This is a genomic window from Rhizobium mulingense (assembly GCF_029194105.1).
Taxonomy (GTDB): Bacteria; Pseudomonadota; Alphaproteobacteria; order Rhizobiales; family Rhizobiaceae; genus Rhizobium; species Rhizobium mulingense.
The window spans coordinates 905,136-927,097 of the sequence record NZ_JARFVE010000002.1; the positions used below are offsets into that span (position 1 = coordinate 905,136).

Sequence of the window (21,962 nt, forward strand, 5' to 3'; positions counted from 1 at the left end):
GGTAATGCTTCAACACTTGATCCGGCTGCTCACCATGGCAGCCGGAAATCCATTTCCGGGGTTTAATCCTTAATGGCAAAAGCGGACTTTTACGAAACTCTGGGTGTAGCCAAGTCGGCGGACGAGAAAGAGCTGAAGAGCGCCTTCCGAAAGCTGGCGATGAAATACCATCCGGACAAGAACCCGGATGACAAGGACGCCGAGCGGAAGTTCAAGGAAATCAACGAAGCCTACGAGATGCTCAAGGACCCGCAGAAGCGGGCAGCCTATGATCGCTACGGCCATGCGGCCTTCGAGCACGGCGGCATGGGCGGCGGTGGCGGCGGTTTTGCTGGCGGCGGCTTCTCCGACATTTTCGAGGATATTTTCGGCGAGATGATGGGTGGCGGACGGGCGCGCCAGCGCTCATCGGGCGGGCGCGAGCGCGGCGCCGATCTTCGCTACAATATGGAAATAACGCTGGAAGAGGCCTTTTCTGGAAAGACGGCGCAGATCCGCGTTCCCACCTCGATCACCTGCGATGTCTGTTCGGGATCGGGCGCCAAGCCCGGCACGCAGCCGAAGAATTGCGGCACCTGCCAGGGGTCGGGTCGCGTGCGCGCCGCTCAGGGCTTCTTCTCGATCGAGCGGACCTGCCCGACCTGCCACGGCCGCGGTCAGATCATTCCCGATCCCTGCCCGAAGTGCCATGGCCAGGGCCGGGTGACGGAGGAGCGTTCGCTTTCGGTCAACATTCCCGCCGGCATCGAAGATGGTACGCGCATCCGCCTGCAGGGCGAGGGCGAAGCCGGCGCTCGCGGCGGACCAGCGGGCGATCTCTATATTTTCCTGTCGGTAAAGCCGCATGAATTCTACCAGCGCGACGGAGCCGATCTCTATTGCGCCGTCCCCATCTCGATGACGACGGCGGCTCTCGGCGGGACCTTCGACGTGGCGACGCTTGACGGCACCAAATCGCGGGTGACCGTGCCTGAGGGCACGCAGGCGGGCAAACAATTTCGCCTCAAGAGCAAGGGCATGCCGGTGCTGCGTTCGGCGCAGACGGGCGACCTCTACATCCAGATCCAGATCGAGACACCGCAAAAGCTGACCAAACGCCAGCGCGAGCTGCTGCAGGAATTCGAGCAGATTTCCTCCAAGGAGAACAATCCGGAATCGACGGGCTTCTTTGCCCGGATGAAGGAATTCTTCGAAGGCTAAGCCGCGATCCGGATTGCCGTTTCAAAAGCCGGGGCACGCGTCCCCGGCTTTTCTCGTCACAGCGACGACCCGTTTTGGCACATTCACCGGATATGTCGGGCGAATTGTGCCGCATTGAGACGGCGACGAAACGTAAGTCGACTTGCGTTAACGCAGCCGGATAATGGCGCTTGCAAGTTTTCCAAATGAATTCAGTCTCTGTCGCCAGCGAATAATCCGAGGACCGGAATCGGCCTATGGATCAGGCGCAGATAGATTGATGGAGCGTCCTTAGCCCTCCTGCGGGCGGCGGCGTTCCGTCGGGGAATAACCAGAGCAAGAGTAACTACCATGGCGCCAGCCTTCTCCTCTCAGCACGACGATGTCGACGTTCTCGCCGGCGCCATTTACACATGGTGCGCCGAGCGCAACATCAAGCTTCGCAGCCAGCAGGGCCTTTCGATCGCCAGTATCGCGATCGACCTGTATCACGCCGGCCACCAGACGCAGGACGAGCTGCTGACGGCATTGCACGAGCGTGAATTTCACTGAAAAGTCTAACGAACGCGAACGGCTGTGCGGCGCCCCCAGTGTTCATGCAGTGGCTTGCCCAAGCGCGAAGCTTAAGCAGATCGTATTGGTTGCGATAAAGGTGATTTCCTGGCGGAATCACGCGGCGGTTTCGGCAGCCTGCCCACTGCTTATGAGCGTGAGAATGGTTTTGACTGCTTCCTTGCCTGCCGGTGAATTCAGCTTGTCGTAACTCAGGGCAAGCGCATAGGCGTCAGGGCTGAGCTCAATGCGGCTGCCGAATTGCGGCATGTCGGCGCCCTCGAAAAGAACCGAGATTTCGACATCGAGAAAAACCGCGATCTGGTGCAATTTGCTGGCGGAAACGCGGTTCGTCCCCTTTTCGTATTTCTGAATCTGCTGGAAGGTCAGTCCAAGGGCTTCACCAAGTTCGAGCTGGGAAACCCGGCGAAGGGCGCGAAGCTGTCTTATGTTGCGACCAACGATAATATCAACCGGATCTGGCACTTCGTCATTCTCTCATACGCAAACGGTTTGTTTACCATAACGTTTCGGCCGCATAACTCAACCGTCTAGTTGCAAAATTCAACCGTCTTTTTTCTGGGCATTACGTTACGTCAGCGGCCTCGAAACAATGAGGCAAAGCCCTTAGTATCCAGGCGGTGTGAGCAATATCGATGGCTGTCGGCGGCTGAGGACGCGATGGCGGGTCGCTTCGACGCGGTTGTATTTTTGGGGAAATGTCAGAAAAAGTACCGCACGGTTCCGGAATCAGAGCCTCATTGACGCGACCATGCGGAAATACCGCCCAGGTATTTTACGCGTGATCCGTGGCAGCCGAGCCGCAAGACTTGCTATCGACGCCGCTTCGGCATAGCTGTCAGGCTTCACAAGCCCGGACATGCGATGCCGCACAAGGTTTCTCTTTCCCGTCTAAAGCTGACAGACTTCCGTAACTATGCTGCGGTGAGCCTCATCCTCGACGGCCGGCATGCGGTACTGACGGGAAACAACGGTGCGGGCAAGACCAATCTCATGGAGGCGGTCTCGCTGCTTTCGCCGGGCCGGGGGCTTCGCCGCGCCGCCTATAGCGATATTACCCGCGTCGGCGCGGCCGGCGGTTTTTCGATCTTTGCCGCGCTTGACGGCATGGAGGGCGAAGTCGAGATCGGCACCGGCATTGACGCGGGGGAGGAGACCACCACCCGCAGGCTGCGGATAAACGGTACCGCGGCAAAAACTGCCGACGAACTGACAGACCATCTGCGCCTTCTCTGGCTGACACCGGCGATGGACGGGCTCTTTACCGGCGCCTCCTCTGACCGCCGACGCTTTCTCGACCGGCTGGTGCTGTCGCTCGATCCCGCCCATGGCCGCCGCGCCAGCGATTTCGAGCGCGCCATGCGCAGCCGCAACAAATTGCTTGATGAAGGCCGTTTCGACCCTTCCTGGCTTGCCGGCATCGAGGAGCAAATGGCAAGCCTCGGCATTGCCATGGCGCTCGCCCGACAGGAAATGCTCGGCCTGCTCACCCGGCTGATCGAGGAAAGGCCGGAGAACTCGCCCTTCCCTTCGGCATCGCTGCAGCTTTCAGGCTTCATGGACGGCCAGTTCTCTCGCCCCTCGGTCGATCTCGAGGACGAATATGCGGCGATGCTGGCGGAGAGCCGGTATCGGGATGCCGGCGCGGGGCGCACGCTGGACGGGCCGCACCGGGCCGATCTCATCGTCCACCACCGCGAAAAGGCGATGGAGGCGGAGCGTTGCTCGACCGGTGAGCAGAAAGCGCTGCTCGTCGGCCTGGTGCTTGCCCATGCCCGGCTGGTCGGCAATCTCACCGGCCACGCGCCGATCCTGCTGCTCGACGAGATTGCGGCGCATCTCGACGAGGGTCGCCGCGCCGCACTGTTTGACCTCATCGACGGCCTGGGCGGCCAGGCTTTCATGACGGGCACGGATCGCGCGATGTTCTCGGCGCTGGGCGACAGGGCGCAGGTCTTCACCGTGGCCGATGGCCGGGTGTTCGAATGACGGAGGCGGCTTTTCCCGGCGTCGGGCGCTATGATAAGGTCACCACCATGGAACCGCTCAGCCCTGATGAAATCGCACGCTATCACCGCCACATCCTGCTCCCTGAAATCGGCGGCGCGGGCCAGCAGAAGCTGAAGGCCGCCCGCGTGCTGGTAATCGGCGCCGGCGGCCTCGGTGCGCCGATCCTGCAATATCTGGCCGCGGCCGGCGTCGGCACGCTCGGCATCGTCGACGACGACCGGGTTTCCCTCTCGAACCTGCAGCGCCAAGTGATCCATGATTCCGGCACGATCGGCGAGCTGAAGACGGAGAGCGCCGCCTTGGCGATCGCGAGACTCAACCCGCATATCCGGCTCGTCCGCTTCGAGGAGCGCTTCTCTCAGGACACCGCCCGCCGTCAATTGTCCGGCTTCGACCTCCTGATCGACGGCTCCGACAATTTCGATACACGTTATGCTGCCGCCGACGCGGCGGAAGAGGCGCGTATCCCGCTCGTCACCGGCGCCGTCGGTCGTTTCGACGGTTCGCTGACGGTAATGAAACCCTATGAGACGGCCGAGGACGGGATGCTCAACCCGGGCTACCGCGACCTGTTTCCCGAGGCCCCTCCGGCTGGACTGATCCCTTCCTGCGCCGAAGCCGGCATTATCGGCGCGCTCACCGGCGTCATCGGCACGATGATGGCAATGGAGGCAATCAAGCTCGTCACCGGAGCCGGCGAACCGCTGGTCGGGCGGCTTCTGCTTTACGACGCTCTGTCGGCGCGCTTCGAAACGGTGCGTTATAAGCGCCGCCGCGCGAGGCAGGCGGGATGACGATCATCCGCCTCGACGCGAGCTTCACGCGCTGGGACGAGCTGCTCACTCTCATCCTGACCGCCTTCGCCTCGATGAATGGCAAGATCGACCCGCCATCGTCGGCACTCAATCTGACAGCGCGAGCGCTGGCAGCAAAGGCCGAAGCCGAGATCGGCCATGTCGCGATCGACGATGGCCGCCTGATCGGTTGCATTTTCCTGCGACCGGAGGCCGATTGCCTCTATGTCGGCAAGCTTGCCGTTCTGCCGGCGGCGCAAGGCCAGGGCCTCGGCCGGCGGTTGTTAGCGATCGCGGAGGACACGGCTTCAGCGCTCGGCCTTGCCGCCTTGCGGCTGGAGACACGGATCGAGCTTACCGACAATCACGCCGTCTTTGCCGCCTGGGGATTTTCGAAAACCGCCGATAAGGCCCATCCCGGTTTTGCCAGGACGACCTTTATCGAGATGCGGAAGGTCCTTGCGCCAGCGATTCGCGCCGTCTGAAGCGGCCCGACGCGGCGGCCTTCAACGCCCGGGCAGCACCCGGTTCGGCGGCCTGTGGCCGTCGATGAAGGTGCGGATATTGATGATCACCTTATCGCCCATATCGATGCGGCCTTCGATCGTCGCCGAGCTCATATGCGGCAGCAGCACGACCTTGCCCTCATTGGCGAGCTTGACGAGCTTCGGGTTGACGGCCGGTTCGTTTTCGAAGACGTCGAGGCCGGCGCCGGCGATCTTGCCCTCCCTCAGGCTTTTGATCAGCGCGCTTTCGTCGACCACGTCGCCGCGGGCGGTGTTGACGAGATAGGCGGTCGGCTGCAGCAGCGCGAGGCGACGTGCCGAGATCAGATGAAAGGTTGCCGGCGTCGACGGGCAATTGACCGAGACGATGTCGACGCGGGCGAGCATCTGGTCGAGGCTTTCCCAATAGGTCGCCTCCAACTCGTCCTCGACGGCCGGATTAACACGCTTTCGGTTGTGGTAATGGATCGAAAGGCCGAAAGACTTGGCGCGGCGTGCGACCGCCGTGCCGATGCGACCCATGCCGACGATGCCGATGCGCTTGCCGTGAATGCGCCGGCCGAGCATCCAGGTTGGAGACCAGCCGGCCCACTCGCCCGGCTTGTCGGTCAGCACCCGCGCCCCTTCGCCGAGCCGTCTCGGCACCGCGAGAATGAGCGCCATCGTCATGTCGGCGGTGTCCTCGGTCAGGACGTTCGGCGTGTTGGTGACGGTGATGCCCTTGCGCGCCGCCGCCTCGACATCGATATGGTCGGTGCCGTTGGAGAAGCTCGCAATCAGCTTCATCTGCGGGCCGGCCGCATCGATCAACGCCGCGTCGATGCGATCGGTGACCGTCGGCACCAGCACGTCGGCGGTGCGGACCGCGGCGACAAGTTCGGGCACGGAGCGCGGCGCGTCATCGATGTTCAGCTCGGCGTCGAAGAGCTCGCGCATGCGGGTTTCGACGGCATCGGGCAGCTTGCGGGTGATGTAGACCTTCGGTTTTTTCTTCGCTGTCATGGCTGCCTGCGGTGCCTTGTTCAGAGGTCTTTAACCAAGAGGGGTGATAATTTTCTCATTCCGGGCAATTTCTACCAGACCCGCACGCGAAGACAAACAAAACTCGTGGTGCAGCCGGCGAATATCACAACCCGGACAGCGTGCAGGCGAGCCTGCCCGTGAATTCGAGCAAACGGAAGCTTCCATGCGCAGCAAAGTCCTGAAGTCCTGTCTCGCCTTCGCGATCGCTCTGGCCGCATCGCTCGGCCCCGTCGAATTTGCCCATGCTCAGGCGGCCAAGGGACCGAGCGGCCTGCCATTACCGCGCTTCGTCACGCTGAAATCCAAGCGCGTCAACCTGCGCATCGGCCCGGGAACGGATTACGCGGTTTCATGGATGTATCTGAAATCCGGCCTGCCGGTGGAAATCATCCAGGAATACGACAACTGGCGCCGCATCCGTGATGCCGACGGCACCGAAGGCTGGGTCAACCAGTCGCTGCTCTCCGGCCAGCGCGCGGCGATCGCCGCGCCCTGGATGAAGACGAAGGGCAAGGGCGTCTTCGTCAACCTGCGTCGCGAGGCGCAGCCCTCCGCCTCGATCATCGCCAAGCTGGAACCCGGCGTGATGCTGACGATCGGCGAATGCAACGGCGACTGGTGCCGCGCCGAAACCGACGGCGCCACCGGTTGGGTGGCACAATCAGAAATCTGGGGCGCCTATCCCGGCGAAGCCTTCAAATAAGCCCTGCCTGCTTGGCGGCTTCGTTGAGCGAGGTCATCGGACGCGGGCCGATCTGCTGGATGACAATGCCGGCAGCGAGGCAGCCGAGCTTGCCGCAATCTTCCAGGGACCGTCCCTGCGTATAGCCGTAGAGGAAGCCGGAGGCAAAAAGGTCGCCGGCGCCGGTGGTGTCCACAACTTCCCTGATCCGGATCGCATCGACGTAATAACGCTCGCGGCCCTTCAGGATGACGGCGCCATGCTCGCTCATCGTCACGGCGGCGATCTTGCAGTCGGCGGCAATCCTGTTCAGCGCCTCTTCGAAGTCTTCGGTCTCGTAAAGCGACAGCGCTTCCTGGCGATTGGCGAAGACGATATCGACCGTGCCGGAGCGCATCAGATCGAGGAACTCGCCGCGATAACGGTCGACGCAGAAACTGTCGGACAGCGTCATCGACATTTCGCGGCCGTTTTCATGGGCGATGCGGGCGCAGTCGCGAATAGCCTCCTTGGCCCGCGGCGGATCCCAGAGATAACCTTCGAAATAGGTGACCTTGGCGTCGGCAACGACATCGGCCTCGACGTCCTCAGGGCCGAGTTCGACGCAGGCGCCGAGATAGGTATTCATCGAACGTTCGCCGTCTTCGGTGACGAAGATCATCGAACGCGCCGTCGGCGGGAAGGCGCCCTTGGGACGGGTCTGATAGTGGACGCCCTGGGCGCGAATGTCGTGGGTGAAAATGTCGCCGAGCTGATCTGCGGCGACATTACCGAAATAGGCAGCCTTGCCGCCGAGATTCGCGACGCCGGCCGCCGTATTGCCGGCGCTGCCGCCGGAGGCTTCGAGTGCCGGCCCCATGCGCGAATACAGAAGTTCGGCGCGCTCGGCATCGATGAGGTTCATCGCCGCCTTGGTGATCTTGTTATCAATGAGGAACTGGTCGTCGCAGCGGGCAATGATATCCACGATCGCGTTGCCGACTGTCAGAACATCGAATCTAGTCATGAAATGGGGAGTCCCGGATTTGTGATATCAGGGGTTCGGTCTTAGCGAAATTTCCGCCGTTTGGAAGGATAAATGGTGAAAGGCGTCTCTATTCTTCGCAAAAGTGCCGCTTATTCGTCATGCCCCTGTCATTTTCGAAACCTACAAATGCTCGCCAGAAGACCGGTATGAGCAGCTTTCGGTTGTAGCCGGGCGACGAGGGATGATCCCTTCGATCTTACCGGCGCGGTGCTGACCACGGATGAACTGGCAGCTTCGCGATCCGGATATCCGGCAAGGCCGGAGCGGAAAAGCGGGCCATGCCCGCTTTTTTTGCGTGTGGATACACTCCATCCGCGGCTTGATACTGATTGCGTTTTCAACGCCACCTTTTGCTGCTAGACCTCGGATACTCCCTCCCCGCAGAGCATCCTCCCTCATGTCAGCCATCATTCTCGACGTCCTTCCCATCTTCATCCTGATCCTCATCGGCTGGGTAATCGTTCGCAGCGGCTTGATGGCATCAAATGTCGGCGATGCGCTCAGCGAATTCGTCTTCAAGATTGCCGTGCCGCTATTGCTCTTCCGCACCATCGCCGAGGCGGATTTCCATGGCGCTTCACCCTTCCGGCTCTGGATCGTCTATTTCTCCGGCGTCGCCATCACCTGGACGGCCGGCCATGTCGCCGCCACCCGCCTGTTTAACCGCGACGAACGGATCGGCGTGCTGGCCGGCGTTTCCTCGGCCTTCGCCAACAATGTTTTCATCGGACTGCCGCTCGTCCAGCGGACCATTGGTGACGAAGGGCTGGTGGCGTTGTCGATCCTGCTTGCCGTGCATTTGCCCGTGATGATGGTCGCCGGCACGGTTTTGATGGAGCACGCCGAACGAAAGATCGCCGGCAAAAGCGACCGCAGCATGGTCTTCGTGCTGCGCCAGATCGCCATCAATCTCATTCGCAATCCGCTGGTGATCGGCCTTGCGGCCGGCATGGCCATGCATCTTTCCGGCCTCACCATGCCGACTGCGGTGGCATCGGTCGTCGGCCAGATCGCGGGCATAGCCGGTCCGGCGGCGCTGATTTCGCTCGGCATGGCGCTGGAGAGATACGGCGTCTCCGGCAATCTCGGCATCGCCAGCGTCACCTCAAGTCTCAAGCTGCTGCTGCTGCCCGGCTGCGTCTGGACGGCGAGTCGTCTCCTCGGTCTCAGCCCAGAATGGACGGCGGCGATCGTGCTGACCTCCTCCGTGCCGACAGGCGTCAATGCCTGGCTGATCGCCAATCGTTTCGGCGTCGGGCACAGCCTCGCCGCCTCGACGATCTCAGTGACGACGGCGCTCGGCGCCATCACCGTTTCGCTCTGGGCTTATTTCCTCGGCGCCTGAACCTGCGCCATCAACAACAAAAGCCCGGCTTTTGGCCGGGCTTCGATGGTCATGCAATGGCGCTTCGCTTTACTGCGTCGCGGTTTTCGGATCCGGCAGCGGCACCGGCGAATCGGAAAGCGTGTGCAGGTAGAGGATGACGTTGGCGCGGTCCTGATCCTTCGCCAGGCCTGCGAAGCCCATCGCAGTGCCCGGCACATCCTTCTTCGGCGCCAGCAGGAACTTGTTGAGGTTCTCGAAGGTCCACTTCTCGCTGCTGCCCTTGGAAAAATCCTTCATGGCAGCGGAATAGGCGAAGCCTTCATGCGAGGCGATCGGGCGATCTACGACACCAAAGAGGTTAGGACCGACCTTGTTCGGCCCCCCTTTGGTGCCGTCATGACAGGCCTGACACTTCTTGAAGACCGCTTCACCGGCCTTGGCATCTGCAGAAGCGAGCAATTGCGCGATCGGAACGGCAGCGGCAGGCGCAGCTTCGCCGCCGGCGGCGGGCGCCTCTTCGGCAACGATCGCGAAACCTTCCTTTTCCGGCGCTTCGGAATGGAAGATCCCCTCGGACGCGATGGAGACCGACATCAGAACGAAAATCGTTCCGAGCAGCGCTCCCACGGCCGTATTGACGTATGAATTCATCTGCAATGCTCCCCTTGCAGCCGGCAGACCAGAACCGGACCATCTTGAAATCGCGCGGAACCTATGTCTTTTGACTGATCGTTGCAACTGTCTAAATGGTCTTATGCGTGAGACTTTTTGACACTTTTCAGCCCGGAATAGAAGGCCCGAACCATGAGTGATTCAAATTTAGACGAGGTGCTGGTATTGATCCCGGCACGCATGGCCTCCACCCGGCTTCCGGGCAAGCCGCTCGCCGATATTTGCGGACTGCCGATGATCGTGCAGGTGGCGATGCGCGCCAAAGAGGCAGCCATCGGCCGCGTGGTCGTCGCCGTCGACGATCAACAGGTGTTCGATGCCGTTTCTGCCGCCGGCTTCGACGTCGTCATGACCAGCAGTGACCATCAATCGGGTTCCGACCGCATCTTCGAAGCGCTGACCAACGTCGATCCGGACGGGAAAGCGAAAATCATCGTCAACGTCCAGGGCGACCTGCCGACGATCGATGCGGAAACCGTGCGCGCGGCTCTTCGCCCGCTCGAGAACGAGGCGGTCGATATCGGCACGCTGACGACCGAAATCGACGATGAGGACGACAAGACCGCGTCGCATATCGTCAAGATCGTCGGTTCGCCCGTCTCCGACACCCGTCTGCACGCCCTCTACTTCACGCGCGCGACAGCACCTTACGGCAAGGGGCCGCTCTATCACCATATCGGCCTATATGCCTATCGGCGTGCGGCGCTGGAGCGATTTGTCTCGCTCGGCCCATCGACGCTCGAGAGGCGCGAATCGCTGGAGCAGCTGCGGGCGCTGGAGGCCGGTATGCGCATCGACGTGGAGATCGTTGACACGGTTCCGCTCGGTGTCGATACTCCCGCCGACCTTGAAAAGGCGCGGCGCATCCTCTCCGCAAAGTCGAACTGACGGAACCATCATGAACATCAAGACCAACAGGATCGCCTTCCAAGGCGAGTTCGGCGCGAATTCCGACATGGCCAGCCGCGACATGTTTCCGACCATGGAACCGCTGCCGTGCCAGACGTTCGAGGATGCGTTCACCGCCGTCGACAACGGCGACGCCGATATCGCCATGATCCCGATCGAAAACACCATTGCCGGCCGCGTTGCCGATATCCATCACTTGCTGCCGGAATCGCGGCTGCACATCATCGGCGAATATTTTATGCCGATCCGCTTCCAGCTGATGGTGCTGCCCGGAGTGACCAAGGACGAAATCCGCACAGTGCACAGTCATATCCATGCGCTCGGCCAGTGCCGCAAGATCGTGCGCGCCCATGGCTGGAAGCCCGTCATCGCCGGCGATACGGCCGGGGCGGCCAAGCTCGTGAAGGAAACCGGCGACCGGACGATGGCCGCGCTCGCGCCGCGCCTTGCCGCCGATCTCTACGGGCTCGAGATCGTCGCCGAAAATGTCGAGGATACGGAAAACAACGTCACCCGCTTCGTCGTGCTCTCGCGTGACGAGGAATGGGCGCAGCGCAATTCGGCGGAAGAAAAGGTCGTCACCACCTTCGTGTTCAACGTCCGCAATATTCCGGCCGCGCTCTACAAGGCGCTCGGCGGCTTTGCCACCAACAACATCAACATGACGAAACTGGAAAGCTACCAGCTCGGCGGAAAATTCGTGGCGACGCAGTTCTACGCCGATATCGAAGGCCATCCGAACGATCCGAACGTTCGCCGAGCCTTGGAGGAACTGCGATTCTTCTCCGAGAAGGTCCGGATCCTCGGCGTCTACAAGGGGCATGCGATGCGAGGCCTGCTTTAGCTCTTTGTTGTGCACGTCGCCGGGAGCTGATACTTCCGGCGACGTGCATGAACAGACCTCGCACGTATTATTTATCCGGCTCACAAACCCGCAACCGATGGCCATCGGGATCAAGCACGACGAAGGTCGGGCCAAAATCCAGCTCGGTCAGCTCCTGGGCGATCGGCAGGCCCCGCTGGCGCCAGTCCTCGTATTGCTTGGCGACGGCATTTTCCCCCGCCACCATGAAGGCCACTTCGCCGCGATTGCCGATGGCGGAGGGTTGCGGCTCGACCTTGCTGCGCCGCCAAAGGCCGAGGGTGAAACCGCCATCCAGCGGAAAGGCGACGAAATTCGGCGCCTCCACAGCCGGTTCGCGGTTCAGGAGGTTTCGGTAAAAGCCGGCGCTCTCGCCGGGATCCTTGACGTAAAGGATAATCAGATTGGGGCTGGTCATTTCGGCTCTCCCTTGGTGTGACATGCTGATGAGCCCCTGCTGCCAATATAAGACAGGAGGATGCGGCGGGCGTTGCCGAGGCAACGCCCGGTTTTGTCGGGCGGAATGTCGATGATGAAGCGGCTTAGAGCGGGAAACGGTCTTCATGGCGCGGGTTGCGCCCGTCCATGAAGCCGAGGTCGCGCTTCATGTAGTCAGGTGTCGCCTGAACGTCGAGTTTGGGGCGGCTTCCCCCGCAGATCTGGAAAAGGCCGATGGCGAACTGCAGCAGGCCGAAGCGGACCGACTGCCGGCCATCAGCGAAAGTTTCGGCCGAAATAATGTCGGCAAAGCTATTGGTGGCGAAGCGGTCGCCGGCCTGCTGAATGATTGGAGGCGTTACCATGATCAGTACTCCTTCCGTAATGGATTGAGACTGATCATAACGCCAACTGCTGACAGTTTATGGCAGCAGCGATCACCTTTCGATCGGCACGTCCTGCGTCTCGCGCCACTCCTTGAGAAGCACCGTGCGGCGGCGCGGATAACGCACCTCATGCAGTGCCATGTCGATGATGCGATCGGTGCGGAAATGGCGAAAATCCTGGCGCAACTCGCACCAGGCCATGAGGACGCGCACGTGCTCGAAATAGCCGAGCGCGAAAGGCCAGACGCGGCGGCGCGAGATCCGGCCCTGCTCGTCGCCGTAATGCAGTTCGAGAATACGCTCCAGCCGGATCGCCCTGCGGATAGCCGAAACATCTGCGCTATCCTCATCGCGGCGTTTGGGGCCGACGAAAAGAGCGGCCGAATCGATCATCTCACGCAAATCGGCCGGCAGTACGGCAGCGATCTTGGCCAGTGCATCGGCACCGGCGCCGGCAAGGCGCGGCTCGGCGGCGCGGGCGACCCAGCGCGAGCCGAGCACCAGAGCTTCCAGTTCTTCCTCGGAAAACATCATCGGCGGCAGCATGAAACCGGGCTTCAGCACATAGCCAAGGCCGGCTTCGCCTTCGATCATCGCGCCCTGGGCCTGCAGGCTGGCGATATCGCGATAGAGGGTCCGCAGGCTGACGCCGGTCTCCTGAGCGAGCACAGTGCCGGTCACCGGCCTGCGATAACGCCGAAGCGTTTGGAGCAGCGTCAGGAGCCGTTCCGAACGGGCGACCGGCATGGCACTAGCGCTTCCACTCCACCCAGTCGCGCATCAGGCGGTGGGCGATCGCGCCTTTCGGCGGCGAGGCCTTGCCGTTGGCGCCTGGGCGCTCCAGCATCTCGAGCGTTTCCTCGCGGGTGAACCAGCGGCAATCCTCGAGCTCCGTCTCATCGCGCTTGATCTCGGTGGATTTCGCCTCCGCGTAACAGCCGATCATCAGCGAATGCGGCATCGGCCAGGGCTGCGAGGCGTGATAGCGGATACGGCCGGTGCGGATGCCTGACTCTTCCAGCGTTTCGCGGCGCACAGCGTTCTCGATGGTCTCTCCGGGTTCGACAAAGCCAGCAAGACAGGAATACATGCCCGGCGCAAAATGCGGACTGCGGCCGAGCAGGCAGAGGTCGCGGCTCTCATCAACCGTCAGCATGATGACGACGGGATCGGTGCGGGGAAAGATCATGTGCTCGCAGGCGGCACAGACACGCTTGTAACCGCCGATATGAATTTCCATCGCCGCGCCGCAGCGGCCGCAGAAGCGATTATCGCCGTTCCAGCGAATGAGGCTTGCAGCCTGGGCGAATTCGCCGAGCAACACCTCATCGATCAGCATCTCGCGAAACAGCGTGCGGCCGTCGGCGGGCTTGTACTGGCTGGCGAGATCCTCGACGTCGATGCCGACGGGAACGGCGAGGCGGGGCTCGCCGGTCTTTCGATAGCCGAGAAGCACCGTCTCGTCCCAATTCGGCCGAAGCTCCTGCAGCTCGTAGCGGGCAAAAAGCGGATCGAGCACCTGGCCGTCATGCTTCAGCACCAGCTTGTCGTTGGCGAAGGCGAAAATATGCGTACCTTCCCTCGCCAGCGCCTTTTCGACGGAGTGTTCGTCGCGATGTTCGGAATCGCGATTGAGGTCGTTGCCGGCAAAGGCCGTGAGATTGCTGGGTTCCGGATGCGGCACATCCGAATCAAAAAGCGAATGGCTCATGATGAAAGGGTTTCCCGCAGCTTCGCTGTCAATTCGTCTCTCCTTCCGTCCTCGTAGGGCTCTGCCCGCCCGAAACCCCAGACGGGACCCGGCCAGTTGGCATCGCCTTCGAAGCGGGCAATGACATGAACATGAAGCTGGCGGACGATGTTGCCAAGAGCCCCGATATTGATTTTTGTCGCGCCGGTGATCTCTTTGAGCGCCTTGGCGGTGAGCTCCGTCTCGAAAGCGAGCAGCACCTGGTCGAGCGGCGTCAGCTCGAAGATTTCGGTGATATCGGCTCGGCGCGGCACGAGAATGAGCCAGGGCCAGCGGGCATCTCTCGACAATCTCAGATCACAGAGGCCCGTGACCATGACGCTGGTGCTGTCGTTTTCCAGCCGGGGGTCGAGCATAAAGCCGTTCAAGGGCATTCCTCCTGTCTTTTCCAAGGACTAGCAGTTTTTTATCATGTTGGCTTGCTTTTGATGACGATATTGCCGATATGTGCATCTGGGAGGTTGGTGGTGGACGAGCCACTCGCCAACCGGGTCAGGTCCGGAAGGAAGCAGCCCTAACGAGCCCGGCACGGGTCATCGTGCCAGCCTCCCACCTTCTCTTTACGAAGTGCCCGGCATCCGGGCGACAAGCAGGGCGATGAGCGACACCGAGCGACAATCAAAAGATGCCGCCTCGACGGGCACCGGATACCGGGTGCTGGCTCGCAAATACCGCCCCAAGGATTTCACGGACCTGATGGTCGGCCAGGAGCCGATGGTCCGCACGCTGACCAACGCCTTCGAGACTGGCCGCATCGCGCAGGCCTATATGCTGACCGGCGTACGCGGTGTCGGCAAGACGACGACGGCGCGCATCCTGGCGCGGGCGCTGAATTACAAGACGGCAGAGATCGACAAGCCGACGATCGACCTGCACGTACCCGGCGAACATTGCCAGGCGATCATGGAAGGCCGCCATGTCGACGTGATCGAAATGGATGCCGCCTCCCATACCGGCATCGACGATATAAGAGAGATCATCGAGCAGGTGCGCTACCGGCCGGTTTCGGCGCGCTACAAGGTCTATATCATCGACGAAGTGCACATGCTGTCGACGCAGGCCTTCAACGGTTTGTTGAAGACGTTGGAAGAGCCGCCGGAACATGTGAAATTCATCTTCGCCACCACCGAAATCCGCAAGGTGCCGATCACCGTGCTGTCGCGCTGCCAGCGCTTCGACCTGCGCCGCATCAGCGCCTCGGACCTCGTCGGGCTGTTTACGACGATTGCTGCCAAGGAAGGTATCGAGGCGGAAGCGGACGCGCTGGCGATGATCGCACGCGCTGCCGAAGGCTCGGCGCGCGATGGCCTGTCGCTGCTCGATCAGGCGATCGCCCATGGCGCCGGCGCCGTTCAGGCCGAAGCCGTGCGCGGCATGCTCGGCCTTGCCGATCGCGCCCGGATCGTCGATCTCTTCCAGCATATCGTCAAAGGCGATGTCGCCGGCGCCCTCGGAGAATTCCAGAGCCAGTACGAGGCCGGCGCCAATCCGGTGGTCGTGCTAACCGATCTTGCCGATTTCACCCATCTGGTGACGCGGCTGAAATATGTGCCGGATGCGGCAAACGACCCCTCCCTCAGCGAAATTGAACGCACCAAGGCGGCGGAGTTCGCCAAGGGTGTGGCGGTGACGACGCTGTCGCGCATCTGGCAGATGCTGCTGAAGGGGATTCCGGAAACGGAAGGCTCGTCGCGCACGGCAGGGGCGGCCGAAATGGTGCTGATCCGGCTGGCGCATGCCGCGCATCTGCCGGCGCCCGAGGATGCGGCGCGGCGGCTTGCCGAATTTTCCGGCGACGGTGCCGGCGCGCGCCCCTCCTCCCCGCCTTCCGGCGGCGGTAGCGGCAACGGAACACGGGTTCCCTATCAGAGCAGCGGCGCGGCGCGGGCGCCGGAGCCGACACCGCGGTTGCCGCCCTCAGGGCCGACCGCGATGCTGCGCGCCGTCCCCAATCCGGAACCGCAGACAATCGGCCGCGTCGAGACGAAGCCGGTTGAAGCGCCGAAACCGCTGGTCCCAGTCAATTCGATCGGCGATATCGTCGACCTCGCGGCCGAAAAGCGGGACGTCAAGCTGAAGGCGCTGGTGCGCAACTTCGTGCGGCCCGTGCGCATCGAGCCCGGGCGGCTGGACGTGAACCTCACCGAGGGCGCGCCAGGCACGCTGCTGAACGAGCTTGCCGTCAAACTGAAGGAATGGACAGGCATCCACTGGATCGTCAGCACCAGCCGCGAAGAAGGCGGGCCGACGATGGTGGAGGCGGAAGCCAAGGCGCAGCAACAGCGGGTCAGCGATGCGCGCCAGGACCCCGATGTCGCGGCTATTCTTGCGCAGTTTCCGGGCGCCAAGATTATCGACGTGCGCATCAGGGCGCCGACGCCGGAGGAGGAAGCGGAAGAGGCGACACCGCCTGCCGCCGCCGAATCCGAAGAAGGCGACATCCTGCCGGGCGACGACATAGAATTCTAGAGTTTCAAGAAGGAGCGAGACGATGCGCGACATCATGGGCATGATGGGCAAAGTCAAGGAAATGCAGGCCAAGATGGAGCAGATGCAGGCGGAGATCGCCGAGCTCTCGGCCGAAGGCAAGGCCGGCGGCGGCCTCGTCACCGTCGTCATCTCAGGCAAGGGCGACCTGAAGAGCCTGAAGATCGATCCGTCGCTGTTCAAGGAAGACGATGTTGAGATCCTCGAGGACCTGATCGTCGCCGCCCACAAGGACGCCAAGGACAAGGCCGAAGCGCTCGCCGCCGAAAAGACCAAGGCGCTGACCGCCGGCCTGCCGATCCCGCCCGGCTTCAAGCTGCCGTTTTAATCCAGGCAATCGCTCTTCCATTTCACCGCTGTTGCGATGGGCGATGTGACAATCGCGTTCGCGATGCACAGGTGAAACTGGCGCCTAACGCTGCGCTTCCAACATCGCTCGCAGCTTGTAGTGAATAGGGGCAGCGAGATATCGCGCCCGGTCGGCCTCCGAAAGCCTTCGACCGAAATTTTCCATCAGCTCCGGCATTGTGACTTTGTCGCCGCCAAAAGACTGATGCTCCACCGGCATTCCGGCTTCGGCGATGCCGCTGCGGATGACGCGACAATAGATGCCGGGGCGGGCGGCATCGGTATAGCGCTTGACGAATTTCGGATCGGCCATCCTGGCTGCGAAGGTGGCGCAGGGGATGCGGCATGCTGTGACTTCGAGGACGAGATCGCCTGATATGAAGCGGTCACCGACGGCAACATCGCGGTTGTCCAGATCCGAAATCAGCATGTTTTCGCCGAAGGCGCCGGGCTCATAGGGCCGGCCGATCTCGTTTGCCCACCAGTCAAGCGTCAGCGAGCCCTCGATATAGACAGCCTGATCGACGCCGCCATGGTGTTTGCGGTTGCAGATCGCGTCGCCGACCAGTCCCTCGGCATCGATCATCACGGCGCCGTTGACGGCGTGTTTGAAGATGCCGGTCTTGTAGCTCTTGCCGGGCAGCCGCTCCGGAGTGGCGGTGCAGAGCGCCAGTATTTTCATGGGACGGCCGATCCTTCCGCGATTCCGTTTTCGTTGCATATCAGCTAAGAACGGCGCATGGCAAAACGAGTCACCGGCCCCGAAATCGAAAAACTCATCCAGCTTCTGGCGAAGGTGCCGGGCCTCGGGCCGCGCTCGGCCCGCCGGGCGGCGCTGCATCTGATCAAGAAGAAGGACCAGTTGCTCGGGCCGCTCTCGAACGCGATGGGCGAAGCCTATGACAAGGTGAAGATCTGCTCGCGCTGCGGCAATGTCGATACGGTCGACCCCTGCACCGTCTGCACCGACACGCAGCGTGATCAATCCGTCATCATCGTCGTCGAAGACGTGTCGGACCTCTGGGCGTTGGAGCGGGCGGGCGCGATGAACGCCGCCTACCACGTGCTCGGCGGCACGCTGTCGCCACTCGACGGGATCGGACCTGATGACCTCAACATTCGCGGGCTAATCGATCGGATCGGCGACGGCGGCATCCGCGAACTGATCATCGCCGTCAACGCCACCGTCGAGGGGCAGACAACGGCGCATTACATCACCGATCAGTTGCAGGGGCTCGATGTGAAGATCACGCGGCTGGCGCATGGCGTACCGGTCGGCGGTGAGCTCGACTATCTCGATGAGGGCACGCTGGCGGCGGCCCTTCGGGCGCGGACGGTAATATGAGGGGTTTGTATATGCGGCGCCACACCCCCCTCTGCCTTGCCGGGCATCTCCGCCAAAAGGGGGGAGATCGGCAAGATGCACCGGCCCTGCGAAATCTTGATCGTGAGCCAAGCAGCTCCGGTCCCCTGCCGCGTTTGATTGGGGTAACAGCGTGCCCCCAGCCGATCTCCTCCCCTGTGGGGGAGATGTCCGGCAGGACAGAGGGGGGAGTTCCACGAGGGCTGCGGATACTCGCACTCGCGATGATGACTGCCCTACTTCCTCTCCCCTCCCACGCAGCCCCATCGAAAGCCGATGTCGAGGCCCAGTTCGAAAGCTGGGTGCAGAAGGACCTCTGGCCGCAGGCCAAGGCGGGCGGCATTTCCGAGAAGACTTTCAAGGCCGCCTTCTCAGGCGTCACGCTGAACTGGAACCTGCCGGATCTCGCTCCGCCGGGATTCCCGCCGCCCAAGGAGCAGAAACAGACACAGGCGGAGTTTTCCTCGCCTGGCCCCTATTTCAACGAGGACCGGCTGAAGAAGCTCGCCGCAACCGGGCGCGGCTTTGCCGCGCAATATGGCTCGACGCTGAAGCGGATCGAGAAGACTTACGGCGTGCCGGGGTCGATCGTGCTTGCCATTTGGGGCCGGGAGACGGGTTTCGGCGCGGCGAAGATACCGAATTCGGCGGTCGAGGTGCTGGCAACCAAGGCCTTCATGTCGACGCGCAAGGAAATGTTCCGCACCGAGCTGGTGGCGGCGCTGCATATTCTCGACGGCGGCGACGTGACGCCCGCCGAATTCAAGAGCTCGTGGGCCGGGGCGCTCGGCCAGCCACAATTCATGCCGACGAGCTATCTGAAATATGCGGTGGATTTCGATGGCGACGGTCACCGCAATATCTGGACCTCCGTGCCGGATACGCTTGCCTCGATCGCCAATTACCTAGTCAAGAAAGGCTGGCAGCGCGATCGCGACTGGGGCTTCGAGGTCTCGATACCGGAGGCGGTTTCCTGCGCGCAAGAGGGTCCAGACCTCGCGAAGCCGCTATCGCATTGGGCCTCGCTCGGCATCGACCGCATCTCCGGCAAGAACTTCCCTTCGGGCGAGATGAACGCGCAAAGCATGATGCTGGTTCCGGCCGGACGCGACGGGCCGGAATTCATCGTCACGCCGAATTTCTACATCATCAAGGAATATAATAATTCCGATCTCTACGCGCTCTATATCGGCAATCTCGCCGACCGGATCGGCTATAACGGCGGCGCCTTTGAGGGCCGATGGGGCGATGTCGGCAAGATGCTGCGTTCGGATGTCGCCGCCATGCAGAAGGCGCTCGAACGGCAGGGTTACGATGTCGGCGGTTCCGACGGTCTGCCGGGCTACAAGACACGCCGATCGATCGGCCAATGGCAGGCAAAGAACGGCATGAAGCCGACATGCTTTCCCGAAGCCACGATGAAGGGCAGCCTGAAGTAAGGCTTCAGAGACTGCGCTTCAGCCCTTCATGACTCGCGACGAAGCCGAGCTTTTCATAGAAGCGGATCGAATCCCCTCGCGTCTTGTCCGTTGTCAGCTGCACGAGGCCGCAGCCCCGCTCGGCGCACTGGGCGATCGCCCATTCGATGAATTCGGAGCCGAGGCCGGAGCCACGCAAACCCCGGGCGATTCGCACGCTTTCGATCTGGCCGCGCCACATGCCCGTTCTCGACAGGCCGGGAATGAAGCTCAGCTGCAGACAGCCGACAACCTGATTGTCCGCATCGCTTGCCACGGCGAGCATCTGGTTGGCATCCGCCTCGATCGCGGCGAAAGCCGAGAGATAACGCGCATCGATAGGGTCGGAAACGATCTCCCTGGCGCTGCCGAGATCATCATCGGCCAAAAGCCGGACGATGGCGGCAAGATCGGATTGGCGGGCGAGCCTGAAATTATACATGCCTGTCCTCAATGATGCAGATCGATCGGCGCCTTATGGAAGACGTCATCGCCGGGCGGGATGGCCTGACGCTCGATCATCCGGTGAACATGCGGCGGACCTTCGCCGCGGTGAAGGGCGCGTAGCCTGTCGATATTTTCGGCATCGGCCTGCGTGCGCCGCTGGTTGTGCCTGATATATTCGACCCAGGTCGGCGTATGGTAGGTTTCGGTCCAAAGCCCGGGATTTTCGAGATTGCGCATCAGCGCCCAGTGCCGCGCGCCATCGCGGATGCGGATACGCCGCCGCTCGCCCATCAACGTCATGAATTCCGCAAGATCGTCGTCGCCGATCTCGTAGTCGACCTGGATGACGATCGGACCGCTGCGCGGCGTGATGTCGAGGCTGAGCGCCGGCGCGGTGAAGCGGTTCAGCGGATCGAGATTGAGCGAGGCGAAGGCCGGCATCGAAAAGCGCAGGCCGATCGCAATGCCGAGCAGCATGACGACGGATGACGTCAGCAGCGCGTTGGCGACGCCGTAGCGATCGGCAGCAACGCCCCACAGCCAGCTGCCGCCGGCAATGCCGCCGAAGGTGACGGTCTGGTAGAGCGACAGCGCGCGGCCCACCACCCAGCGCGGAGTCGAGAGCTGGACGATGGTATTGAAAAGCGACAACGCCGAAACCCAGCAGGCGCCGGCGACGAGCAGTCCGGCTGAGGTGAGGACGGCGCTCGGGCTGACGGCCGCAATGACGGCGCTGAGCGCAAAGCCGGCAAAGGCCAGGCGGATGATCGTCTCGCCGGAAAACGCCTGACGAATTCTCGCACTCAGCACGGCGCCGCCGATCGCGCCAATGCCGAAAGCGCCGAGCATGAAGCCATAGGTCAGCGGTCCGCCGGCCACCAGATCAAGCGCGACAACCGGCAGAAGCGCCAGGATCGAGCTGGCGCCGATGCCGAAGATAAGCCCCCTGACGAGAACCTTTTCGAGATTGGGCGACATGGAGACATATCGCAGGCCGGCGAAGATGGCGCTGGCGAGCGCCTCCCGCGGCAGGGTCGAAACCGGCGCGCTCGGCCGCCAACGCGACAAAGCGTAGATCAGTGGCAGATAACTCAGCGTGTTGACGGCAAAGGCCGCGGCGGCGCCGGCGGCCGCCACGATGGCGCCGCCGATCGCCGGGCCGACGCTGCGGGTTATGTTGAAGCCCATGCTGTTCAGGGTGACGGCGCCCGGCAGATCGGCGCGCGGCACCATGTCGCCGACCGAGGCCTGCCAGGAGGGATTGTTGAGCGCCGTGCCGCACCCGATGAGGAAGGTGAAGAAGAGCAGCAGCCAAGGCGTGATCCAGCCGAGAAGCGCCGCGGCCGTCAGCAGGCCTGAGACCGTCAGCATCATGCATTGCGCCGTCAGCATCACCCGGCGGCGGTCGTAATTGTCGGCGAGCGCGCCCGATATCAGGGAAAACAGCATGATCGGCAGTGCCGTCGAGGTCTGCACCAGCGCGACCATATCCTCCGAAGCGGTGATCGTCGTCATCATCCAGGCAGCACCCACCGCCTGGATCAGGCCGCCGAAATTCGAGGAAAGGCTCGCAAACCATATGGCGCGATAAGTCTCGTGCCGTAAAGGCGCCAATGTCGACGGAGTGTACGCCACGATTTCTCCCGCTTTTGTCATTGCCCCGCCGGGCAATATATGCGCATGACCGGCGCTGGCCATAGGCGCGTTCGCCTTGTCGGAGGC

The 21,962-nt window shown here is 62.2% G+C and carries 25 protein-coding genes and 1 other RNA gene; 14 read left to right on the top strand and 12 right to left on the bottom strand.

Features of this window, described 5'->3' with window-relative positions:
- Positions 1-72 precede the first annotated feature (72 nt).
- The gene (dnaJ, locus tag PYR71_RS04590; protein ID WP_004672627.1) at positions 73-1,200 is read left to right on the top strand and encodes a molecular chaperone DnaJ; all 1,128 of its coding nucleotides are present in this window, start codon (positions 73-75) and stop codon (positions 1,198-1,200) included.
- Positions 1,201-1,530: 330 nt separating this feature from the next.
- Complete coding sequence (locus PYR71_RS04595; RefSeq protein WP_183919172.1) at positions 1,531-1,731, top strand: hypothetical protein; 201 nt, start codon at positions 1,531-1,533, stop codon at positions 1,729-1,731.
- A gap of 117 nt (positions 1,732-1,848) precedes the next feature.
- Here the strand turns inward: PYR71_RS04595 and PYR71_RS04600 are convergent, their stop codons facing one another.
- Positions 1,849-2,217: a helix-turn-helix domain-containing protein gene (locus PYR71_RS04600; protein ID WP_097608092.1), complete on the bottom strand. Its 369-nt coding sequence runs from the start codon at positions 2,215-2,217 to the stop codon at positions 1,849-1,851.
- Positions 2,218-2,616: 399 nt separating this feature from the next.
- Between PYR71_RS04600 and recF the strand changes: the two genes are divergently transcribed.
- The 3 genes from recF to PYR71_RS04615 are packed head-to-tail and all read left to right on the top strand — an operon-like array spanning position 2,617 to position 5,041.
- Complete coding sequence (recF, locus tag PYR71_RS04605) at positions 2,617-3,741, top strand: DNA replication/repair protein RecF (protein WP_183919171.1); 1,125 nt, start codon at positions 2,617-2,619, stop codon at positions 3,739-3,741.
- Complete coding sequence (locus PYR71_RS04610) at positions 3,738-4,556, top strand: molybdopterin-synthase adenylyltransferase MoeB (RefSeq protein WP_183919170.1); 819 nt, start codon at positions 3,738-3,740, stop codon at positions 4,554-4,556. The genes recF and PYR71_RS04610 overlap by 4 nt, the downstream gene beginning before the upstream one ends.
- Entirely contained in the window at positions 4,553-5,041 is a 489-nt protein-coding gene (locus PYR71_RS04615) for a GNAT family N-acetyltransferase (protein WP_275618392.1), read from the top strand. Before PYR71_RS04610 ends, PYR71_RS04615 begins: the two co-directional genes overlap by 4 nt.
- A gap of 21 nt (positions 5,042-5,062) precedes the next feature.
- Here the strand turns inward: PYR71_RS04615 and PYR71_RS04620 are convergent, their stop codons facing one another.
- A complete protein-coding gene (locus PYR71_RS04620; RefSeq protein WP_275618393.1) occupies positions 5,063-6,064 on the bottom strand; it encodes a 2-hydroxyacid dehydrogenase in 1,002 nt (333 codons plus the stop codon).
- Between the two features lie 184 nt (positions 6,065-6,248).
- Between PYR71_RS04620 and PYR71_RS04625 the strand changes: the two genes are divergently transcribed.
- Positions 6,249-6,788 (top strand): SH3 domain-containing protein, encoded by a 540-nt coding sequence (locus PYR71_RS04625; RefSeq protein WP_183919167.1) that lies wholly within the window; start codon positions 6,249-6,251, stop codon positions 6,786-6,788.
- On the opposite strand, the gene PYR71_RS04630 is transcribed toward PYR71_RS04625, so the two are convergent.
- Positions 6,781-7,773 carry an adenosine kinase gene (locus PYR71_RS04630; protein ID WP_183919166.1) on the bottom strand — a complete coding sequence of 331 codons (993 nt, stop codon included), beginning with the start codon at positions 7,771-7,773 and terminating at the stop codon, positions 6,781-6,783. The genes PYR71_RS04625 and PYR71_RS04630 overlap by 8 nt on opposite strands.
- Before the next feature lie 418 nt (positions 7,774-8,191).
- Between PYR71_RS04630 and PYR71_RS04635 the strand changes: the two genes are divergently transcribed.
- Positions 8,192-9,139, top strand: coding sequence for an AEC family transporter (locus tag PYR71_RS04635; protein ID WP_183919165.1), 948 nt, complete (start codon positions 8,192-8,194; stop codon positions 9,137-9,139).
- Between the two features lie 69 nt (positions 9,140-9,208).
- Here PYR71_RS04635 and PYR71_RS04640 read toward each other — a convergent pair whose 3' ends face one another.
- Positions 9,209-9,772 carry a c-type cytochrome gene (locus PYR71_RS04640; protein WP_183919164.1) on the bottom strand — a complete coding sequence of 188 codons (564 nt, stop codon included), beginning with the start codon at positions 9,770-9,772 and terminating at the stop codon, positions 9,209-9,211.
- Positions 9,773-9,925: 153 nt separating this feature from the next.
- Here PYR71_RS04640 and PYR71_RS04645 point away from each other — a divergent pair, with 153 nt between their 5' ends.
- Together PYR71_RS04645 and PYR71_RS04650 are read left to right on the top strand one after the other, a co-directional pair.
- Positions 9,926-10,681, top strand: a complete 756-nt coding sequence (locus tag PYR71_RS04645; RefSeq protein WP_275618394.1) for a 3-deoxy-manno-octulosonate cytidylyltransferase — start codon at positions 9,926-9,928, stop codon at positions 10,679-10,681.
- A 10-nt stretch (positions 10,682-10,691) separates the two neighbouring features.
- Positions 10,692-11,546 carry a prephenate dehydratase gene (locus PYR71_RS04650; RefSeq protein ID WP_183919162.1) on the top strand — a complete coding sequence of 285 codons (855 nt, stop codon included), beginning with the start codon at positions 10,692-10,694 and terminating at the stop codon, positions 11,544-11,546.
- 67 nt (positions 11,547-11,613) lie between these two features.
- Here PYR71_RS04650 and PYR71_RS04655 read toward each other — a convergent pair whose 3' ends face one another.
- The 5 genes from PYR71_RS04655 to PYR71_RS04675 form a co-directional block, all read right to left on the bottom strand.
- On the bottom strand, positions 11,614-11,982 hold the full coding sequence (locus PYR71_RS04655) for a VOC family protein (protein ID WP_183919161.1): 369 nt from the start codon (positions 11,980-11,982) through the stop codon (positions 11,614-11,616).
- 124 nt (positions 11,983-12,106) lie between these two features.
- Positions 12,107-12,367 carry a hypothetical protein gene (locus PYR71_RS04660; RefSeq protein WP_275618395.1) on the bottom strand — a complete coding sequence of 87 codons (261 nt, stop codon included), beginning with the start codon at positions 12,365-12,367 and terminating at the stop codon, positions 12,107-12,109.
- A 72-nt stretch (positions 12,368-12,439) separates the two neighbouring features.
- Positions 12,440-13,135 carry a helix-turn-helix transcriptional regulator gene (locus PYR71_RS04665; protein WP_183919159.1) on the bottom strand — a complete coding sequence of 232 codons (696 nt, stop codon included), beginning with the start codon at positions 13,133-13,135 and terminating at the stop codon, positions 12,440-12,442.
- A gap of 4 nt (positions 13,136-13,139) precedes the next feature.
- Complete coding sequence (gene nudC / locus PYR71_RS04670; RefSeq protein ID WP_275618396.1) at positions 13,140-14,099, bottom strand: NAD(+) diphosphatase; 960 nt, start codon at positions 14,097-14,099, stop codon at positions 13,140-13,142.
- A complete protein-coding gene (locus PYR71_RS04675) occupies positions 14,096-14,506 on the bottom strand; it encodes an HIT domain-containing protein (protein ID WP_183919157.1) in 411 nt (136 codons plus the stop codon). The genes nudC and PYR71_RS04675 overlap by 4 nt, the downstream gene beginning before the upstream one ends.
- An 88-nt stretch (positions 14,507-14,594) precedes the next feature.
- Here PYR71_RS04675 and ffs point away from each other — a divergent pair.
- The 3 genes from ffs to PYR71_RS04690 all read left to right on the top strand — a co-directional run bounded on the left by ffs (position 14,595) and on the right by PYR71_RS04690 (position 16,953).
- Positions 14,595-14,691, top strand: an RNA gene (gene ffs / locus PYR71_RS04680) — signal recognition particle sRNA small type.
- Between the two features lie 44 nt (positions 14,692-14,735).
- Entirely contained in the window at positions 14,736-16,607 is a 1,872-nt protein-coding gene (locus tag PYR71_RS04685; RefSeq protein ID WP_275618397.1) for a DNA polymerase III subunit gamma/tau, read from the top strand.
- A 22-nt stretch (positions 16,608-16,629) separates the two neighbouring features.
- Positions 16,630-16,953 (top strand): YbaB/EbfC family nucleoid-associated protein, encoded by a 324-nt coding sequence (locus PYR71_RS04690; protein ID WP_183919155.1) that lies wholly within the window; start codon positions 16,630-16,632, stop codon positions 16,951-16,953.
- An 84-nt stretch (positions 16,954-17,037) separates the two neighbouring features.
- On the opposite strand, the gene PYR71_RS04695 is transcribed toward PYR71_RS04690, so the two are convergent.
- Positions 17,038-17,655, bottom strand: a complete 618-nt coding sequence (locus PYR71_RS04695) for an MOSC domain-containing protein (RefSeq protein WP_183919154.1) — start codon at positions 17,653-17,655, stop codon at positions 17,038-17,040.
- 57 nt (positions 17,656-17,712) lie between these two features.
- Between PYR71_RS04695 and recR the strand changes: the two genes are divergently transcribed.
- Positions 17,713-18,318 carry a recombination mediator RecR gene (gene recR, locus PYR71_RS04700; RefSeq protein ID WP_183919153.1) on the top strand — a complete coding sequence of 202 codons (606 nt, stop codon included), beginning with the start codon at positions 17,713-17,715 and terminating at the stop codon, positions 18,316-18,318.
- 185 nt (positions 18,319-18,503) lie between these two features.
- Entirely contained in the window at positions 18,504-19,775 is a 1,272-nt protein-coding gene (locus PYR71_RS04705) for a lytic murein transglycosylase (RefSeq protein WP_275618398.1), read from the top strand.
- Between the two features lie 4 nt (positions 19,776-19,779).
- Here PYR71_RS04705 and PYR71_RS04710 read toward each other — a convergent pair whose 3' ends face one another.
- Entirely contained in the window at positions 19,780-20,235 is a 456-nt protein-coding gene (locus PYR71_RS04710; protein WP_275618399.1) for a GNAT family N-acetyltransferase, read from the bottom strand.
- An 8-nt stretch (positions 20,236-20,243) separates the two neighbouring features.
- On the bottom strand, positions 20,244-21,875 hold the full coding sequence (locus PYR71_RS04715) for an MFS transporter (protein ID WP_275618400.1): 1,632 nt from the start codon (positions 21,873-21,875) through the stop codon (positions 20,244-20,246).
- Positions 21,876-21,962: the final 87 nt, after the last annotated feature.

Bases quoted from the DNA above. Each gene is read 5' to 3' on its own strand.
- dnaJ (WP_004672627.1), top strand. From the start codon at position 73: ATGGCAAAAGCGGACTTTTACGAAACTCTGGGTGTAGCCAAGTCGGCG.
- PYR71_RS04595 (WP_183919172.1), top strand. From the start codon at position 1,531: ATGGCGCCAGCCTTCTCCTCTCAGCACGACGATGTCGACGTTCTCGCC.
- recF (WP_183919171.1), top strand. From the start codon at position 2,617: ATGCCGCACAAGGTTTCTCTTTCCCGTCTAAAGCTGACAGACTTCCGT.
- PYR71_RS04610 (WP_183919170.1), top strand. From the start codon at position 3,738: ATGACGGAGGCGGCTTTTCCCGGCGTCGGGCGCTATGATAAGGTCACC.
- PYR71_RS04615 (WP_275618392.1), top strand. From the start codon at position 4,553: ATGACGATCATCCGCCTCGACGCGAGCTTCACGCGCTGGGACGAGCTG.
- PYR71_RS04620 (WP_275618393.1), bottom strand. From the start codon at position 6,064: ATGACAGCGAAGAAAAAACCGAAGGTCTACATCACCCGCAAGCTGCCC.
- PYR71_RS04625 (WP_183919167.1), top strand. From the start codon at position 6,249: ATGCGCAGCAAAGTCCTGAAGTCCTGTCTCGCCTTCGCGATCGCTCTG.
- PYR71_RS04630 (WP_183919166.1), bottom strand. From the start codon at position 7,773: ATGACTAGATTCGATGTTCTGACAGTCGGCAACGCGATCGTGGATATC.
- PYR71_RS04635 (WP_183919165.1), top strand. From the start codon at position 8,192: ATGTCAGCCATCATTCTCGACGTCCTTCCCATCTTCATCCTGATCCTC.
- PYR71_RS04640 (WP_183919164.1), bottom strand. From the start codon at position 9,772: ATGAATTCATACGTCAATACGGCCGTGGGAGCGCTGCTCGGAACGATT.
- PYR71_RS04645 (WP_275618394.1), top strand. From the start codon at position 9,926: ATGAGTGATTCAAATTTAGACGAGGTGCTGGTATTGATCCCGGCACGC.
- PYR71_RS04650 (WP_183919162.1), top strand. From the start codon at position 10,692: ATGAACATCAAGACCAACAGGATCGCCTTCCAAGGCGAGTTCGGCGCG.
- PYR71_RS04655 (WP_183919161.1), bottom strand. From the start codon at position 11,982: ATGACCAGCCCCAATCTGATTATCCTTTACGTCAAGGATCCCGGCGAG.
- PYR71_RS04660 (WP_275618395.1), bottom strand. From the start codon at position 12,367: ATGGTAACGCCTCCAATCATTCAGCAGGCCGGCGACCGCTTCGCCACC.
- PYR71_RS04665 (WP_183919159.1), bottom strand. From the start codon at position 13,135: ATGCCGGTCGCCCGTTCGGAACGGCTCCTGACGCTGCTCCAAACGCTT.
- nudC (WP_275618396.1), bottom strand. From the start codon at position 14,099: ATGAGCCATTCGCTTTTTGATTCGGATGTGCCGCATCCGGAACCCAGC.
- PYR71_RS04685 (WP_275618397.1), top strand. From the start codon at position 14,736: ATGAGCGACACCGAGCGACAATCAAAAGATGCCGCCTCGACGGGCACC.
- PYR71_RS04690 (WP_183919155.1), top strand. From the start codon at position 16,630: ATGCGCGACATCATGGGCATGATGGGCAAAGTCAAGGAAATGCAGGCC.
- PYR71_RS04695 (WP_183919154.1), bottom strand. From the start codon at position 17,655: ATGAAAATACTGGCGCTCTGCACCGCCACTCCGGAGCGGCTGCCCGGC.
- recR (WP_183919153.1), top strand. From the start codon at position 17,713: ATGGCAAAACGAGTCACCGGCCCCGAAATCGAAAAACTCATCCAGCTT.
- PYR71_RS04705 (WP_275618398.1), top strand. From the start codon at position 18,504: ATGTCCGGCAGGACAGAGGGGGGAGTTCCACGAGGGCTGCGGATACTC.
- PYR71_RS04710 (WP_275618399.1), bottom strand. From the start codon at position 20,235: ATGTATAATTTCAGGCTCGCCCGCCAATCCGATCTTGCCGCCATCGTC.